Source organism: Methylobacterium sp. ME121, from assembly GCF_000974725.1.
GTDB classification, from domain to species: Bacteria; Pseudomonadota; Alphaproteobacteria; order Rhizobiales; family Beijerinckiaceae; genus Methylobacterium; species Methylobacterium radiotolerans.
Genome location: NZ_BBUX01000102.1, coordinates 1 through 16575, shown reverse-complemented (window position 1 = coordinate 16575; position 16575 = coordinate 1). Strand labels below are relative to the sequence as shown.

General features: G+C 74.2%; 12 protein-coding genes. 6 read left to right on the top strand and 6 right to left on the bottom strand.

Annotated elements, in window-relative coordinates; translation table 11 throughout:
* Nucleotides 1-274 precede the first annotated feature (274 nt).
* Entirely contained in the window at nucleotides 275-1180 is a 906-nt protein-coding gene (locus ME121_RS30645; RefSeq protein WP_058607302.1) for an NAD(P)-dependent oxidoreductase, read from the top strand.
* A gap of 60 nt (nucleotides 1181-1240) precedes the next feature.
* Here the strand turns inward: ME121_RS30645 and ME121_RS30640 are convergent, their stop codons facing one another.
* From ME121_RS30640 to ME121_RS30630, 3 genes are all read right to left on the bottom strand, one after another.
* Nucleotides 1241-1477, bottom strand: a complete 237-nt coding sequence (locus tag ME121_RS30640; RefSeq protein WP_012318905.1) for a DUF6894 family protein — start codon at nucleotides 1475-1477, stop codon at nucleotides 1241-1243.
* A 72-nt stretch (nucleotides 1478-1549) separates the two neighbouring features.
* Nucleotides 1550-3472, bottom strand: coding sequence for an ABCB family ABC transporter ATP-binding protein/permease (locus tag ME121_RS30635; RefSeq protein WP_059410155.1), 1923 nt, complete (start codon nucleotides 3470-3472; stop codon nucleotides 1550-1552).
* Nucleotides 3473-3557: 85 nt separating this feature from the next.
* Complete coding sequence (locus ME121_RS30630; protein WP_053621182.1) at nucleotides 3558-3764, bottom strand: DUF1127 domain-containing protein; 207 nt, start codon at nucleotides 3762-3764, stop codon at nucleotides 3558-3560.
* 104 nt (nucleotides 3765-3868) lie between these two features.
* Here ME121_RS30630 and ME121_RS30625 point away from each other — a divergent pair, with 104 nt between their 5' ends.
* Nucleotides 3869-5203: an aminotransferase-like domain-containing protein gene (locus ME121_RS30625; RefSeq protein WP_012318908.1), complete on the top strand. Its 1335-nt coding sequence runs from the start codon at nucleotides 3869-3871 to the stop codon at nucleotides 5201-5203.
* 10 nt (nucleotides 5204-5213) lie between these two features.
* Here ME121_RS30625 and ME121_RS30620 read toward each other — a convergent pair whose 3' ends face one another.
* Nucleotides 5214-6725 carry a LysM peptidoglycan-binding domain-containing protein gene (locus tag ME121_RS30620; RefSeq protein WP_053621181.1) on the bottom strand — a complete coding sequence of 504 codons (1512 nt, stop codon included), beginning with the start codon at nucleotides 6723-6725 and terminating at the stop codon, nucleotides 5214-5216.
* Nucleotides 6726-6951: 226 nt separating this feature from the next.
* Between ME121_RS30620 and ME121_RS30615 the strand changes: the two genes are divergently transcribed.
* From ME121_RS30615 to ME121_RS30605, 3 genes are all read left to right on the top strand, one after another.
* Entirely contained in the window at nucleotides 6952-7548 is a 597-nt protein-coding gene (locus tag ME121_RS30615; protein WP_012318910.1) for an LOG family protein, read from the top strand.
* A 119-nt stretch (nucleotides 7549-7667) separates the two neighbouring features.
* Nucleotides 7668-9434 carry a methanol/ethanol family PQQ-dependent dehydrogenase gene (locus tag ME121_RS30610; RefSeq protein ID WP_071000673.1) on the top strand — a complete coding sequence of 589 codons (1767 nt, stop codon included), beginning with the start codon at nucleotides 7668-7670 and terminating at the stop codon, nucleotides 9432-9434.
* Between the two features lie 411 nt (nucleotides 9435-9845).
* Nucleotides 9846-13007 (top strand): autotransporter domain-containing protein, encoded by a 3162-nt coding sequence (locus ME121_RS30605; RefSeq protein WP_059410154.1) that lies wholly within the window; start codon nucleotides 9846-9848, stop codon nucleotides 13005-13007.
* Here the strand turns inward: ME121_RS30605 and ME121_RS30600 are convergent.
* Complete coding sequence (locus ME121_RS30600) at nucleotides 12991-13911, bottom strand: LysR family transcriptional regulator (protein ID WP_012318913.1); 921 nt, start codon at nucleotides 13909-13911, stop codon at nucleotides 12991-12993. The genes ME121_RS30605 and ME121_RS30600 overlap by 17 nt on opposite strands.
* 92 nt (nucleotides 13912-14003) lie before the next feature.
* Between ME121_RS30600 and ME121_RS30595 the strand changes: the two genes are divergently transcribed.
* Complete coding sequence (locus ME121_RS30595) at nucleotides 14004-14873, top strand: aldo/keto reductase family oxidoreductase (RefSeq protein ID WP_059410153.1); 870 nt, start codon at nucleotides 14004-14006, stop codon at nucleotides 14871-14873.
* A gap of 158 nt (nucleotides 14874-15031) precedes the next feature.
* Here ME121_RS30595 and ME121_RS30590 read toward each other — a convergent pair whose 3' ends face one another.
* Entirely contained in the window at nucleotides 15032-16261 is a 1230-nt protein-coding gene (locus ME121_RS30590) for an ABC transporter substrate-binding protein (protein WP_059410152.1), read from the bottom strand.
* Between the last annotated feature and the right edge of the window lie 314 nt (nucleotides 16262-16575).

The window sequence follows — 16575 nt, the reverse complement described above, 5'->3', positions numbered from 1 at the left end:
AATAGGAATATTGTCAAGGTCGGGGCGAGGTTGGACGTCTCCGTGAGCGGGAGAGGCGGCACGGCGCGGCTGGCCCGGCCGGGGACGCCCGCCGTCCGGGCCGTCGCACGACGATCGGGCGCGGCCCGGGGGCCGCCATGGGATCCGGGGTGACGGGTCTCCCACGGATGCCGGGATCGGGACTGGAAGGCGGCCGCGTCCGGCGACATGCTGGCGCGGCGCCTCCCCCGCACGGAGGGGCGGGCGCCCGGACACTCGGAACAGGGACACCCGCATGGCTGCGCGCCTCGCCCTCATCGGCCTCGGCGCGATGGGGCACCCCATCGCCCGCAACCTCGCGGCCAAGCGGGCCTCCGGTGCCGAGACGCTCGTCGCGATCGATACCGACCCGGCGCGCCTCGCCGGTCTCGACGGGCCGGGCCTCGTCGCCACCACCGATCCCGGCCGGGCCGCCGGCGCCGAGGTGCTGTTCCTGTGCCTGCCGAACGGCGACGCGGTCGAGGCCGCCCTGCTCGGGACCGGCGCCCTCGCGGAGCGCCTCGCCCCGGGCGCGGTCGTGGTCGACCTCAGCACCGTCGCGCACGCCCAGGCCCTGGCGGTCGGCCGCGCGGTGGCGGCGACCGGGCGCGCCTTCGTGGACGCGCCCGTCTCCGGCGCGCCGGCCGGCGCCGAGGCCGGGACGCTCACCGTGATGTGCGGCGGCGCGGCCGGGGCGGTCGCGCGGGTGCGCCCGCTCCTGGAGCGGATCGGCACGACAATCCTCCACATGGGTCCGGCCGGGGCCGGCCAGCTCACCAAGACGATCAACAACGTGCTCTACGACATCAACATCGCGGCCCTGGCCGAGGTGCTGCCGATGGCCGTCGCCATGGGGCTCGACCCGGACCAGGTCGCCCAGGTGGTCACCACGGGCACGAGCCGGAGCTACGCGGCCCAGTACTTCGTGCCGCGCATCCTCCGGGGCCAGTTCGACGAGGGCTACCCGATGGGGGCGGCCTACAAGGACCTCGTCGCCGCCGCGGCGGTCGCGGCGGAGAACGGCTTCCCGATGCCGGTCACCGCGGCCGCCACCGCCACCTACCAGACCGCCCTGCGCCAGGGCCACGGCGACCGGGACAAGGGCGCCATGGTGCTGCCGTTCGAGGAGCTGCTCGGGGTCCGGGTGCGGTCGCGGCCGTAGGGGCCGGCCGTAGGGGCCCTCGGGCGGTCGATCCCGGCCGTCCCACCCGCGCCCTGGAGCTTACGGCAGCTCGAGCACGTCCTTCAGCGGCACCACCGCCAGGACCTGACCCGACGCGTCGGCGATCTCGAAGGACTGCCCGGCCAGCACCGCGCCGTCGACCTGCTGGATCTCCAAGAGCGCCCGGGCGGAGCGCTCGGCCTCGGCGCGGGCGGCGTCGAGGTCGGGCAGGTCGGCGCCGTCGAGATCCTCGACCAGCCACTGACCGTCCCGGATGTGCAGGTAGAAGTGCGGCATGACCGGCAAACCGCGCTTACCGCTTCCGGTTGCGTCCCGCCCGGACTGCGCTCTCCACGTGTCGCCTTTCGGTCACTCCGCGGCCTCGGTCTCCGGCACGGCGGCGCGGCCCGACCGGGGCGGGAGCACCGGCGCGTCGGCGCGCTGGAGCACCTCCAGGGCGGCGTCGGCCTCCCGCTGGCGGTCCCAGAGCGCCGCGTAGACGCCCCCGGCCTCCAGCAGCTCGGCGTGGCTGCCGCGCTCGACGATGCGGCCGTGGTCGAGGACCAGGATCGCGTCGGCGTTGACCACCGTCGACAGCCGGTGGGCGATCACCAGGGTGGTGCGGCCGCGGCTGACCCGGTCGAGCGCCGACTGGATCTCGGCCTCCGTGAAGGAGTCGAGCGCCGAGGTCGCCTCGTCGAGGACCAGGATCGGCGGCGCCTTGAGGATCGTGCGGGCGATGGCGACCCGCTGCTTCTCGCCGCCCGAGAGCTTCAGGCCGCGCTCGCCCACCGGCGTGTCGTAGCCCTCCGGCAGCCCCGAGACGAAGCGGTCGATCTGGGCGAGGCGGGCCGCCTCCCGCAGCTCCGCGTCGGTGGCGTCGGCCCGGCCGTAGCGGATGTTGTAGCCGATCGTGTCGTTGAACAGCACCGTGTCCTGCGGGACCATGCCGATCGCCGCCCGGAGCGACGCCTGCGTCACCGCCGCGATGTCCTGCCCGTCGACGCTGATCCGGCCCGCCTGCGGCTCGTAGAACCGGAACAGCAGGCGCGAGAGCGTCGACTTGCCGGCGCCCGAGGGCCCCACCACCGCCACCGTCTGGCCCGCCGGGATCTCGAAGGTGACGCCGCGCAGGATCGGCCGCTCGGGGTTGTAGGCGAAGCGCACGTCCTCGAACCGCACCGTGCCGCCCGCGACCGCGAGCGGGGCGGCGCCCGGCCGGTCGGCGATCTCGGGGTTCTGCCCGAGGATGCGGAACATGTCGTCGATGTCGATCAGCGCCTGTTTGATCTCGCGGTAGATCATGCCCATGAAGTTGAGCGGCATCGCGAGCTGCACCAGCATGGTGTTGGCCAGCACGAAGCCGCCGATCGTCGTGCGCCCGGCCAGGATGTCGCGCGCCGCGAGCCACATCACCACGGTCATGCCGAGCGTGAAGATCACCGCCTGCCCGGCGTTGAGCACCGCCAGCGACACGTAGGTCTGCGTCGAGGCCTTCTCGTACTTGGCCATCGACTCGTCGTAGCGGCCGGCCTCCCGGGCTTCCGCGCCGAAGTACTTCACCGTCTCGTAGTTGAGCAGCGAGTCGACCGCCTTGGTGTTGGCGTCGGTGTCCGACGCGTTCATCCGGCGGCGGATCGCGATCCGCCACTCGGTCGCCTTGTAGGTGAAGGCCAGGTAGGCCGCGACCGTCAGGAAGGCGGTCGCCGCGTAGGTCCAGCTGAACTCGTAGGCCAGCACGCCGAGCACCAGCACGAACTCGACGATGGTCGGCACCAGGGTCAGCACCATCAGGCGCGACAATTCCTCGATGCCGGCGCGGCCGCGCTCCAGCACCCGGGTCAGGCCGCCGGTCTTGCGCTCCAGGTGGAAGCGCAGGGACAGGCGGTGCATGTGCTCGAAGGTCTGGAGCGCCAGCCGCCGCACCGCGTGCATCGCCACCTTGGCGAACAGCCCGTCGCGCACCTGGGTGAGCGCCGACATGGCGATCCGCGAGACGCCGTAGAGGGCGATCAGCAGCATCGGCGCGGCGAGGAGGCCGGTGGGCACGGCCTCGTCCTTGCCGCCGACCGCCGCGACCAGGGCGTCGGTGATCCACTTGAAGGTGAACGGCGTCACCATGGTCACGAGCTTGGCGGCGAGCAGCAGCCCGAAGGCCAGGAACACCCGGCGCTGCAGGTCGGGCCGGCCGTGCGGCCAGAGATGCGGCCAGAGCCGCCGGTAGGTGGCGATCAGGCCGGGGCGCTCGGCCGGGATCTTCGTCCCGGCCGCGGGCGCGGTGTCGTCGGTCATGGGGTTCCGCGGGGAGCGTGTCGCGAGACCCGCATATAGGCCCGGGATCGCGCGGGATCACCCGCGCTGCGTGCATGTCCCCGTCTCACGCCCGCCAGAACGGCTTCGCGATCTCGGCGCGCAGGTCCCAGGGCTCGAGGCCGGCGTCCCGGGCCTGATCGGGGTGGAGCGCCGCCAGGGCGCGGCGGGTGCGGATCCGCTGCAGCCACGTGCGGAGCAGGGACGGGCGCGCGGCCGGACGGCCCGTCGGACGGGCGGCGGCGGGCGGCGGGGACAGGGTGACGGCTTGCATCGCAGACGATCCGGTGGCGGGAATGCAGTCCGGCCGGGATTGCTGGCGGAGCATTGATCCGATACAAACCTCGGATCAATCGAAACATTGACCTCGGAGCAATTATGCGCCCCGCGGATTACCGCTCCGTCGCCGACGCGCTCGCGGCCGACATCGCGGCGGGCCGGCTCCGCCCCGGCGCGCGGCTGCCGCCGCAGCGCGACTTCGCCTACGCGCGGGGCATCGCGGTCTCGACGGCGAGCCGCGTCTACGCCGAGCTGGCCCGCCGGGGTCTGGTGACCGGCGAGGTCGGGCGCGGCACCTACGTCCGCAGCGAGCCGGGGCGCGCCGGATTGCTCCGTCCGGAGCCGCCCCCGGCGGCCCTCGACCTGCAGCGGACCCACTCGCGCCTGCCCGAGCAGGAGGCCGTCCTGGCCGAGACCCTGGCGGCGCTCGCCCGCGACGACGGCCAGATCGGCTTCAGCCAGTACGGGCCCGCCGGCACGCCGTCGGCGCAGGCGATCGCCGCCGGGTTCCTGGCCCGGGCGGGCTACGCCCCCGACCCCGCCGACATCCTGTTCACCGGCAACGGCCGGCAGGCGCTGGCCGCCGCCCTGGCGGCCCTGGCGGCGCCCGGCGAGCGGATCGGCTGCGAGCCCCTGACCTATCCGGGGGTGAAGGGCATCGCGGCGCGGCTCGGGATCACGCTGATCCCGCTCGCCATGGACGCCGAGGGCGTCTGCCCCGAGGCGCTGCTCCAGGCCCACCGGGCGACCCCGCTGAGCGGCGTCTATCTCCAGCCGACCCTGCACAACCCCCTCGGCGCCACGATGGGGCCGGCGCGCCGGGCCGCCCTGGCGGAGGTCCTGGAGCGGACGGGGCTCACCGCCGTCGAGGACGCGGTCTACAGCTTCCTGGCGGACGCGCCGCCCCTCGCCGGCCTCGCGCCGGACCGGGTGATCTTCGTGGACAGCCTGTCGAAGCGCGTGATGCCGGCGCTGACGGTCGGCCTGATCGCCGCGCCGCCGTCCCTCACCGACCGGCTCGCCGCCTCCGTCCGGCAGGGCGCCTGGACGGTGCTCGGCCTGTCGCTCGCGGCCGGCATGCACTGGATGGCGGGGGGCTCGGCGGCGGCGCTGGCCGAGGCCAAGCGCCGGGACGCCGGGGCCCGGCAGGCCCTCGCCCGGGCCGCGCTCGCCGACCTGCGGGTCGTGGGCGATCCGCAGGCCTACCATCTCTGGCTGGAGCTCCCCGAGACGTGGCGGGCCGAGGCCTACGCGGCCGCGGCCCTGCGCCAGGGCATCGCCCTCCTGCCGGCCTCGTCCTTCGCGGTCCATCCCGGCCACGCGCCGAACGCGGTGCGCCTCGCCCTGGCCTCGCCGTCCCGGGAGGAGCTCGACCGGGCCCTGCGCGGCCTGCGCCGCCTGGCCTTCGCGGGCGACGATCAGGTGGTGGAGTAGGCGGGGCCGCTCAGCCGCGCTTGTCGGTGGGCAGCACGAAGATCTGGCCCGGGTAGATCAGGTCCGGATCGCGGATCTGGTTCTGGTTGGCGTCGTAGATCACCGTGTAGCGCTCGCCCCGGCCGTAGGTGCGCTGGCTGATCCGCCAGAGGTTGTCGCCGCGGGTGATCCGGGCGGTGCTGATCTCCGGCACGAACACCGCGCCGACCCGGTCCGGCCCCGCCATGTCGGCCAGCTGGGGATTCGAGACCGCGGCCGGGGGCGAGGCCGCCGCCGGCCGGTCCTGCCCGGACCCGTCCCGACCGGAACCGGCCAGCGCGGCCCGATCGCGCCCGCCGTGGTCCCGCGCGCCCTCCTGGGCGGGGGCCGGTGCGGGCTCGGCGGTCTCCCGGGCGGCGACCTGCGTCGGCTCCGGCACCGCGAGGGGGACCGCCGCGCGGCTGGCGACCTTGCCGGTGGCCGGATCGACCTGGTCGATCCGCACCTGATACTGCCCGGGCTTGATCCCGCGCCCGATCGTGAAGGTCGCCCGGCCGTCCGGCCCGATGCTGCCCGGGGCGATCAGCGTGTCGTTGAGGTAGAGCTGGATCCGCGCCCCCGGCGTGCCGGTGGCGGTCACGAACAGGCGGCCGCTGCCCTGCACGTCCACGCTGGCGATCCGGGTCGGCGCCGATCCGGACGCCGCGGCCGCGCGGGTCTCCCCGCCCCCGGCCGGCGCCGCGTCGACGGCCCGGGTGCCCGGCTCGGCGCCGGGCCTCGTGCCGGATCCGCCGCCCTTCGCGCCACCCTTCGTGCCACCTTGCGCGCCACCCTGCGCGTCGGCCGTCGCCCCGGGCGCGCCGGGCTGCGACAGCACGACGGTGGCGGCGTCCGGGGCGGTCAGGGCCACGAGGGGCTGGCGGTCCCGGCCGGGGGCCACGTCCACCGCGACGCTCTGCTGCGACTCGGTCGCGCGCCCGTCCGCGCCGGTCATGCGCAGGCGGAGGGTGCTGGCGCCCGCCGGCAGGGCCGGCGGCACGATCGCGAACTGGCCGTTGGCGTCGGCCTTGGCCCGGGCCACGGGCTTCCCGTCCACCAGCATCTCGATGGCGGCGTCCGGCGCGCCGCGGCCGGCCACCACGGCGTCGCCGTTCGGCTCGACGCGGACGATGTCGAAGCGCGGCGCCTCGGCCGCCTCCGGCAGGCGGGCGTCCCGGCCCGGACCGGCCTGCGGCGCCCCGGCGGCGCCGGCGCGGGGATCCTGCGGGAGCGCCGCCACCGGGCCTTCCCCCGGCGCCGGGCGCGCCCGGCCCGGCTTGTCGTCGCGGAAGTCGATCGGCGGGTCGGCGCGGCCGGCCAGGGCGCCCGGATCGGCGAGGCCGCGCGGGCTGCCGCCCGGCGCCGACGACGCGGACGTCTCGGGGCCGGCGCGGCCGGTGAGCCGCCGCAGGGAGTCGCCGCCGAACAGCGCCAGCACGAGGCCCAGTCCGCCGAGGAGGCCGGCGAGCGCCAGGGCGAGACTGCGCCGCACCTGTCTCGACATCGCCACGAAGGCCTCCCCTCATCCTGCCGCCGCCCGGCGGGCGGCCATCCGGCCGCGCGAAAACCCGTCGACGGCGCCGCCCATAATACCGTACATGGTCCCCACACCAAGCCGTCCTGCCGCCCAGGCGGGTGAATCCCACGCGAATTCAGCAGTTTGGCACGTGGAGTGCCGGGCGGGGGCGCGTTCTGGACGGCACGCAACGGACGCGCGAGGAGGACGCCGGATGGCTCCGGTGAGGACAGTCTGTGTCTATTGCGGCTCCGGCTTCGGCCGCGACCCGGCCTTCCGCGCGGCCGCCGAGATCCTCGGGACCGCGGTCGCGCAGGCCGGGATGGGCCTCGTCTACGGCGGCGGCGATGTCGGTCTGATGGGTACGGTGGCGCGGGCGGCGCTCGCCGCCGGCGGCCACGTCACCGGCATCATCCCGGACTTCCTCCAGGCGCGCGAGCACATGCTGGCCGACATCCAGGAGACCGTGGTGGTCTCCGACATGCACACCCGCAAGCGCCTGATGTTCGAGCGCTCGGACGCGTTCGTGACCCTGCCGGGCGGCATCGGCACCCTGGAGGAGCTGGTCGAGCAGCTGACCTGGGCGCAGCTCGGGCGCCACCGGAAGCCGGTGGTGCTGGTCTCGGTGGCGGAGTTCTGGGCGCCGCTGCTGGCCCTGTTCGAGCACATGCGCGGCCACGGCTTCATCCGCGAGGGCCTCGACCTGAGCTACCTCGTCGCGCGGGAGGCGGCCGAGGTGGTGCCGCTGCTCCGCGCGGCCGGACACGAGCCGGACCCGAAGGCCGAGAGCATCGTCCAGCAGCGCATGTAGAGGCGCGTAGAGGCGCGCGCCCTCGCGCGGGGAGCCGTGGCTGCCGTCGCGGATCCCGGCCGGGGTTCCGGCCCGCCGCCGGCCGCGCGGCGAAGAGGATCACAGGGATGCGGGCGTCGATGCGTGCTTCACTCCTCGCGGCGCTGCCGCTCGCCGGCCTCGCCGGCGCGGCGGCGGCCGGCCCGTCGCCGGTCCTGCAGACCCTGGACTACGCCAACACGCGCTACTCCGCCCTCGACCAGATCGATGCCGGCAATGTCGGGCGCCTGAAGGTCGCCTGGACCTTCTCCACCGGCGTCCTGCGCGGCCACGAGGGCGCGCCGATCGTGGTCGGGCACGTCCTGTACGTGCACACGCCGTTCCCCAACGCGGTCTACGCCCTCGACCTCGACCAGGGCGGGAAGATCCTGTGGCGCTACGCGCCGCGGCAGGACGCGAGCGTCATCGCCGTGATGTGCTGCGACACGGTCTCCCGGGGGCTCGCCTACGCGGACGGGCGGCTGTTCCTGCAGCAGGCTGACACCACCGTGGTGGCGCTCGATCCGGAGACCGGCCGGGTGCTGTGGTCGGTGCGGAACGGCGACCCGGGCCGGGGCGAGACCAACACCGCCACGGTCCTGCCGGTGCACGGCAAGCTCATCGTCGGGCTCGCGGGGGGCGAGTACGGGGCGCGCTGCCACGTCACCGCCTACGATCAGGCGACGGGTCAGCGGCTCTGGCGCGCCTACGCCACCGGGCCGGACGCCGACATGCTGGTCGACCCGGAGACGACGACCGAGCTCGGGCGCCCGATCGGCAGGGATTCCTCGCTCAGGAGCTGGGAGGGCGACCAGTGGCGGACCGGCGGCGCCTGCAGCTGGGGCTGGTTCTCCTACGACCCGGACCTGAACCTCGTCTATTACGGCACCGGCAATCCCTCGACCTGGAACCCGAACCAGCGCCCGGGGGACAACCGGTGGGCACAGGCGATCATCGCCCGCGACGCCGATACGGGCGTCGCCCGCTGGGTCTACCAGATGACCCCCCACGACCAGTGGGACTACGACGGCGTCAACGAGATGATCCTCACCGAGCAGGTGATCGACGGCCGCGCCCGGAAGGTGCTGACCCATTTCGACCGGAACGGCTTCGGCTACACGCTGGACCGCGCCACCGGCGCTCTGCTGGTGGCGGAGAAGTTCGATCCCACGGTGAACTGGGCGAGCCGCGTGGAGACGAACCCCGCCGCCCCCGATTACGGCCGGCCCGCGGTCGACAAGCGCTACGCCCCTGGCGCGGCCGACGAGGACGAGGCCACGAAGAACATCTGCCCCGGGGCGCTGGGTGCCAAGAACCAGCAGCCGGCCGCCTACTCGGCCAAGACGCGGCTGTTCTACGTGCCGACCAACCACATGTGCATGGACTACGAGGCGTTCCGGGTGACCTACACGCCCGGCCAGCCCTATGTCGGCGCGACGCTCACCCTGCACCCGCCCGAGGGCTCGGACCGGACCGGGGCGTTCATCGCCTGGGACGGCGCCAGGGGCCGGATCGCCTGGACGATCCCGGAGCCGTTCTCGGTCTGGTCGGGGGCGCTCGCCACGGCGGGCAACGTGGTCTTCTACGGCACGCTGGAGGGCTACCTGAAGGCGGTCGACGCCCGGGACGGGCACGAGCTCTACCGGTTCAAGACCCCGTCCGGCATCGTCGGCAACGTCACCACCTACCTGCACGGCGGGAAGCAGTACGTGGCGGTGCTCTCCGGGGTCGGCGGCTGGGCGGGGATTGGTCTGGCGGCCGGGCTGACCGACCCGGCCGACGGTTCGGGGGCAGTCGGCGGCTACGCGGCCCTGTCGCAGTACACGGCGCCTGGCGGGCAGCTCACGGTGTTCGAACTGCCGCAGTGAGCCGCCCCCGGCGGCGTCCGCACGCGCCGCCGGGCGATTCGCGCGGCATCCCTCCGACGTTCCGAGGCGCCCCCGCGCCGGGTCTGCCGGGCCGCATCCCGGGCCGCCTCTCCTGTCCCGCACGGCCCCGATTCCGGCTCCGGCGGCCGGCCCCGGACGCAACTATTCAGGTGCGGCCGTGCCGTTCACGGCGATCAATGGTCGGCATGCCGCTGTGATGGGGCGAATTCAACGGTATAAATTCGCAAATCCAGAGTCTATCTCCGAAAATAAGCCGCCTTACAGAGTGTTGCTCCGATGATACGAATCGTTGGAACGTCGGATCTTGAACGAACTATGACGATCTGCTGGAGCTGATCTTGGCTATGGGGCGCGCGACCGGCCGGATGGGGCGGTGTCGGGGAGCGCGTCATGACACGGGGATATGGGGTCTCACTCGCCGCGCTGGCGGTCGCGCTGCTCGGTCCGGGCGCTCAGGCGCAGACGGCCGGCAACGGCGTCGACATCCTGTCGGGTTTCCGGCGGATCTGGATCCCCGGGCAGACCTACGACACCGGATCGCCCACGGCCCTCGGGGCGCCCCTCCTGCTGCGCAACATCCAGATCGTCGCCGAGCGGGCGCGGGAGCGGACCCAGGCGCAGGAGATCGCCGCCTACGACGACGACCGCCGAAACCAGAGCTACAGCGTCATCGACGGCCTCGGGCCGCTGACCCGGGCCTATCTGGCGGGATCTGGGGCGACCACCACGATCCCGGCCTTCGACGCGACCACGTCGCGCGTCCAGTACGTCGACCAGGGCACCGGCGCCGGCGTGACGACGTCGCCCCTCGGGAAGGTCGTGCAGCTGGTCAACGCGTTCCGGACCAACGCCTCCACCGGCCCGGCCAAGGACGCCTACAGCTATCCGCGCCCCTGGCGGCAGAGCCTGAACGGCCAGAGCCTCGGCTTCGTCGTGCCGCCCTCCCTCGGGCCGGAGAGGAGCCCGACCCCCGCGACGGATGGCGGCTTCCCGAGCGGCCACACCAACGCCGCCTACCTGTCGGCCCTCGCCCTGGCCTACGCGGTCCCGCAGCGGTTCCAGGAACTGCTCACCCGCGCGAGCGAGCTCGGCGACAACCGGATCGAGGCGGGCATGCATTCGCCCACCGACGTGATCGGCGGCCGCGTGCTGGCGACCGCCTTCGCCATCCGGGCGCTCAACGACCCGGCGAACGCGGCCCTGCTGGGCGAGGCCTTCGCGCAGGCGCAGCGCTACCTGAGCCAGGCCTGCGGCGGTCCCTTGGAGCGGTGCGCCCACGCGCCCGTGGATCCGGCCACCGACCGCTTCTCCGACTACGCGCGCGACAAGGCCGCCTACACGGCGCGCCTGACCTACGGCCTGCCGCTGGTCGGGCCCACGGACCGGCCGCCGGTGGTCCCGGTGGGGGCGGAGGCGCTGCTCGCGACCCGCTTCCCCTACCTCACGGCGGCGCAGCGCCGCGACGTGATCGCGACCACCGAATTGCCCTCCGGCGGCTTCCTCGACAACGGGCTGGGCTACGACCGCATCAACCTGTTCGCCGCCGCCGACGGCTACGGCGCCCTCGACGGCACGGTCACCGTCACGATGGACGCGGCCAGGGGCGGCTTCTCGGCCTACGACGTCTGGCGCAACGACATCGGCGGCGCGGGCGGCCTCGTGAAGCTCGGCAGCGGCACGCTGGTCCTGACCGGCGCCAACACCTACGCGGGCGGCACGACCATCGGCGCCGGGACGCTCGTCGGCCATGCCGGCGCCTTCGGCACCGGCGGGATCGTCGACGACGCGGCGCTCGTCGTGGATCAGTCGACCGACGGGACGCTGGCCAACGCCGTCTCGGGCTCCGGGACCCTGTCCAAGACGGGTTCGGGCACCCTCACGCTCACGGGCCTCAGCACGCTGACGGGCGCCACCGCGGTGCAGGCCGGGCGGCTCGTGGTGAACGGCGCCCTCGCCCACTCGGTCGTCACGGTGCTGCCGGGGGCGGAACTCGGCGGCTCGGGCACTCTGGGCGGGATCAGCGCGCTCGCGGGCGGCACCGTGGCGCCGGGCAATTCCATCGGGACCCTCACCGCCGCCGGCCATGTCGCCTTCGCGCCGGGCTCCGTCTACCGGGTCGAGGCCGGCGCCGCCGGACAGGCGGACCGGATCGCCGCGACCGGCACCGCCACCCTGTCGGGCGGCACCGTCCAGGTGCGCGCCGCCCCGGGCGCCTACAACCCGCGCACCACCTACACGATCCTCTCCGCCGCCGGCGGCGTCTCCGGCCGGTTCGCCGGCGTGACCGCGAACCTCGCCTTCCTCAGCCCGGGCCTGCGCTACCGGAGCGACGCGGTCGACCTGACGCTGACCCGCAACGACGTGCCCTTCGCCGCCTCCGCCACCGGCCGCAACGGCGCGGCCGCCGCCAACGCGATCCAGGCCGCCGGATCGGGCCGGCTCTACGACGCGGCGGTCGCCTTCACGGCCGACGAGGCCGGTAGCGGCTTCCGGGCGCTGGCCGGCGACATCCACGCCGGCACCGTGTCCACCGCCTACGAGACCGCCTACTTCGTGCGCGAGGCCGTGCTCGACCGGCTGCGCTGGGGCGGCCCCGGCACAGGCCTCGACGACGGCCGCCTGCCGGCCGCCGACGCCGCCGACCTGCCCGGCCGGGCCCCGGTGGTGGCCGACGTGCCGGTGCCTACGCTCGACCCGCAGGTGTTCGGGGTCTGGGGCCAGGGTTTCGGCGCCTTCGGCACGGCCGGCGGCGGCGGCAACGCCTTCGACCTGAACCGGCAGATCGCCGGCTTCGCGGCGGGCGCGGACGTGCGCTTGGCCAGCGGGCCGCGCGTCGGCGTGGTCGGCGGCTACACCGAGGCCGATCTCGCCAGCGCGGCCCGGGTGGGCGGCCTGAGCCGGGCGGAGAGCGCGACGCTCAAGAGCGGCTTCGGCGGCCTGTACGGCGGCTACGAACGCGGCCCGCTGGCGCTGCGGCTGGGCGCCCTCTACGCCGAGACGGACGCGCGCACCCGCCGGGCCGTGGCGTACGGGCTGTCGGACACGCTGAGCGGGCACGGCGGCGGCCACACGGTGCAGGCATTCGGCGAGATCGGCTGGCGGATCGCGCTGGGGCAGCCGGCGGGCGCGTCCGTCGAGCCGTTCGCGGGCGGGGCGTATGTCGGCATCCGGCGCGGCGCCTTCGCGGAGACGGGGGGCGCGGCGGCGCTGGCGAGCGTCGCGCGGGACTACGATCTCGGCGCGGCGACCGTGGGGGTTCGGGCGCAGACGCGCCTGGACCTGGGCTTGAGCCGGCCGGTGACGCTGCGGGGCCTCGTCGGCTACCGGCGGGCGTTCGGCGACGTGGTGCCGACCGCGCTGCTGGCCTTCGGCGCGGGCGGTCCGGCCTTCCTGAGCGCGGGGGTGCCGATCGACCGGGACGCGCTGGTGGCGCAGGTCGGGCTCGAGCTGGCGGTGACGCCGGACGCGAGCCTGGGCGTGGCCTACACGGGCCAGACCGGCGCCCGCGCGCGGGATCAGGCCGTGACGGGCGGCTTCACCCTGCGGTTCTAGCGCGCGACGCCTGCGCGCCGACGAAGTCCACGAAGGCGCGCAGCGGCGCCGGCAGGTGCCGCCGGCCGGGGTAGTAGAGGAACGGGCCGGGGAAGTCCTGCCACCAGGGTTCCAGCACCGGCTCCAGGGCGCCGCCGTCGAGCCGCGGCCGCAGCCAGTCCTCGAACAGGTGGACGATCCCGGTGCCGGCGACCGCGGCCTCCACCGCGAGGTCGCTGGCGCCGACCCGCACGATCAGCGGCCCGGTCGGGTCTACCCGGACGATCGCGCCGTCGCGCTCGAACTCCCACGGCGCCGTCAGCGCGCCGCTGGGGAAGCGGCCGAGCAGGCAGGCATGGTCGAGGAGGTCCCGCGGATGCTCCGGCCGGCCGCGCCGGTCGAGATAGGCCGGGGACGCCGCCGTGGCGAAGCGCTGCCGCCGCGGGCCGATCGGCACGGCGATCATGTCCTGCTCCAGCCGCTCGTCGTAGCGGATGCCGGCGTCGCAGCCTGCCGCCAGCACGTCCACGAACCCGTCCTCGACCACCACCTCCAGGCGGATCTCCGGGTAGGCCGCCAGGAAGGGCGGCACGAGCGCCGGCAGCACCAGCCGGGCGGCGCTCAGCGGAACGTTGAGCCGGAGCGTGCCCGCGGGACGGTCGCGGAACCCGTTCACCACGTCGAGGGCGGATTCCACCTCGGCGAGGGCCGGGCCGAGACGCTCCAGCAGGCGGGTCCCGGCCTCGGTCGGCGCGACGCTGCGGGTGGTGCGGTTCAGGAGGCGCACGCCGAGCCCCGCCTCCAGCCGGCGCACCGCCTCGCTGAGGCTCGACGCGCTCCCGCCCCCGGCGCGGGCGCCCTCGCGGAACCCGCCGGCCCGCGCCACGGTCACGAAGGCGGCGAGGTCGGTGAGATCCCGGGTCATCGTTCGAGAATCCGCACAGGCCGTGCCGATTGTCACGGCTTATCGGCGCAAAACCGGGCGTCTACATCCGGGGCGCCCACAGGAGATACGTCATGACCGACATCGCGCAGGCCGGGACCTTCCCCCTCGGCGACCGCACCGTGAAGCGGCTCGGCTACGGGGCCATGCAGCTCGCCGGGCCCGGCGTGTTCGGGCCGCCCGAGGACCGCGCCGCCGCGGTCGCGGTGCTCCGGGAAGCCGTGGCGGCGGGCGTCGACCACATCGACACCAGCGACTTCTACGGGCCGCACGTCACCAACCGGATCATCCGCGAGGCGCTGCACCCCTACCCGGACGGGCTCGTGATCGTCACCAAGGTCGGCGCCAGGCGCGGGGCCGACGCCTCGTGGAACCCGGCCTTCTCGGCCGAGGAGCTCGCCCAGGCGGTCCACGACAACCTGCGCAACCTCGGCGTCGACGCCCTCGACGTGGTCAACCTGCGCCTGATGTTCGACGTCCACGGGCCGGCAGAGGGCCCGATCGAGGCGCCGCTCACCGTGCTGGCGGATCTTCAGCGCCAGGGGCTGATCCGCCGGATCGGCCTGAGCAACGCCACGCCGCGTCAGGTCGCCGAGGGGCGCCGGATCACCGACATCGTCTGCGTGCAGAACCAGTACAATCTCGCCCATCGGGGCGACGACGCCTTCATCGACGATCTGGCGGCGGCCGGGATCGCCTACGTGCCGTTCTTCCCGCTGGGCGGGTTCAGCCCGCTGCAGTCGGGCACGCTGTCCGAGGTCGCGGCCGGGCTCGGCGCGACGCCGATGCAGGTGGCGCTGGCGTGGCTGCTGCGCCGGTCGCCCAACATCCTGCTGATCCCGGGGACCTCCTCGCTCGGCCATCTGCGCGAGAACCTCGCGGCGGCCGCGCTCGCGCTCCCGGATGAGGCGATGGCGGCGCTGGATCGGATCGGGGCGGCGTGAACGGTTCCCGTCCGGACGCTTCGGTTGCGCTCTCCCTCCCCGTCATCGCGAGCGCAGCGAAGTGACCCAGGGCCGCGCGACGACGGTCGGCGTCGCGCTGTCTGGAGTGCCTCGCTCCGCTCGCAAGGACGGCGGTGCCGCAACGATCGACCCGGCGCCTACTTCGCCGTCATATCGGCGAGCATCGGGCAGCCGCCCTCGCTCATCGGGCGGAACGCCTGCTCGGCCGGGATCGTCTCCAGCACCTTGTAGAGGTCCCACGCGCCCTTCGACTCGGACGGCGCCTTGGCCTCGAACAGGTACATCGGGTGGATCTTGCGCCCGTCCGGCCGGATCGTGCCCTTGCCGAACAGCGGGTCGTCGGTCGGCATCTCCTTCATCTTGGCGACCACGGCGGCGCCGTCCCTGGCCGAGTGCAGGGCCGCCACCGCCTTCAGGTAGTGGAGCGTGCTGGCGTAGACGCCCGCCTGGTACGAGGTCGGCTTCTTGCCGGGCATGCGCTTCTCGAACCGCTCCGCGAAGGCCCGGGTGCCGTCGTTGAGGTCCCAGTAGAACGAGGCGGTGAAGGCGAGGCCCTGCGCCACGTCCAGGCCCAGCGAGTGGATGTCGGTGATGGCGATCAGCAGGGCCGCGAGCGTCTGGCCGCCCTGGCGGATGCCGAACTCGTGCGCCTGCTTGATGGCGTTGGCGGCGTCGAGGCCGGCATCGGCCAGCCCGATCACCTGCGCGCCCGAGGCCTGGGCCTGGAGGAGGAACGAGGAGAAGTCCGGGTTCGGGAACGGCGTGCGCACGCCGCCGACGACCTTGCCGCCGTTCTTCTCCACCACCGCCTTGGTGTCGCGCTCAAGGGCGAGGCCGAAGGCGTAGTCGGCGGTGATGAAGTACCAGGACTTGCCGCCGCGCTTGAGGATGGCCTTGCCGGTGCCGTTGGCCAGCGCCGCGGTGTCGTAGGTCCAGTGCACGGTGTTGGGCGTGCAGGCCGGGCCGGTCAGGTCGGCGGTGCCGCCGCCCGAGTTGATGAAGGCCTTGTTCTTCTCCTTGGTGATCTGCGCGATGGCGAGCGCCACCGAGGAGGTGGGGACGTCGAACACCGCGTCGACGCCGTCGCGGTCGTACCATTGCCGGGTGATGGAGGCGCCGACATCGGGCTTGTTCTGGTGGTCGGCGGCGACGACCTCGACCTTCAGCCCGTGCGCCTCCGGCTTGAAATCCTCGACCGCCATCCGGGCGGCGACCACCGAGCCCTCGCCGGTGGAGTCGAAGTAGACGCCGGAGCGGTCGTTCAGCACGCCGATCTTCACCGGCACGAGGTCGGCCGCGAGCGCCGCGCCGGCGCCGAGCGCGCACAGACTCCCGAGCAGCGCCGCGGCGCGGTGGCGGAGCAGCATGTCTCTCTCCCTGTCGAATCTCTCCCGGCCGCGTTGATCGCCGCTCGGGACGTTTCCGAAGGCAGACTATCCGCGGCGGATCGCGGCTGGAACGGGTGCGCGTGAGGATGCCGGCGATCCGTCAGGGACAGCCTTCACCACGCGAGACGACACCGCCGTCTTCGCGAGCGGAGCGATCCAGCAGCGCCACGGTCGTGATGACGGGTGTGCGGCGGCGATCGGCCGCTCAACCGCCCGGCGGCGTCAACCCGAAGATCGCCCGCGCCTGATCGGGGGTGGCCGGCTCCCGGTCGAGATGGGCCAGCAGGCTCACC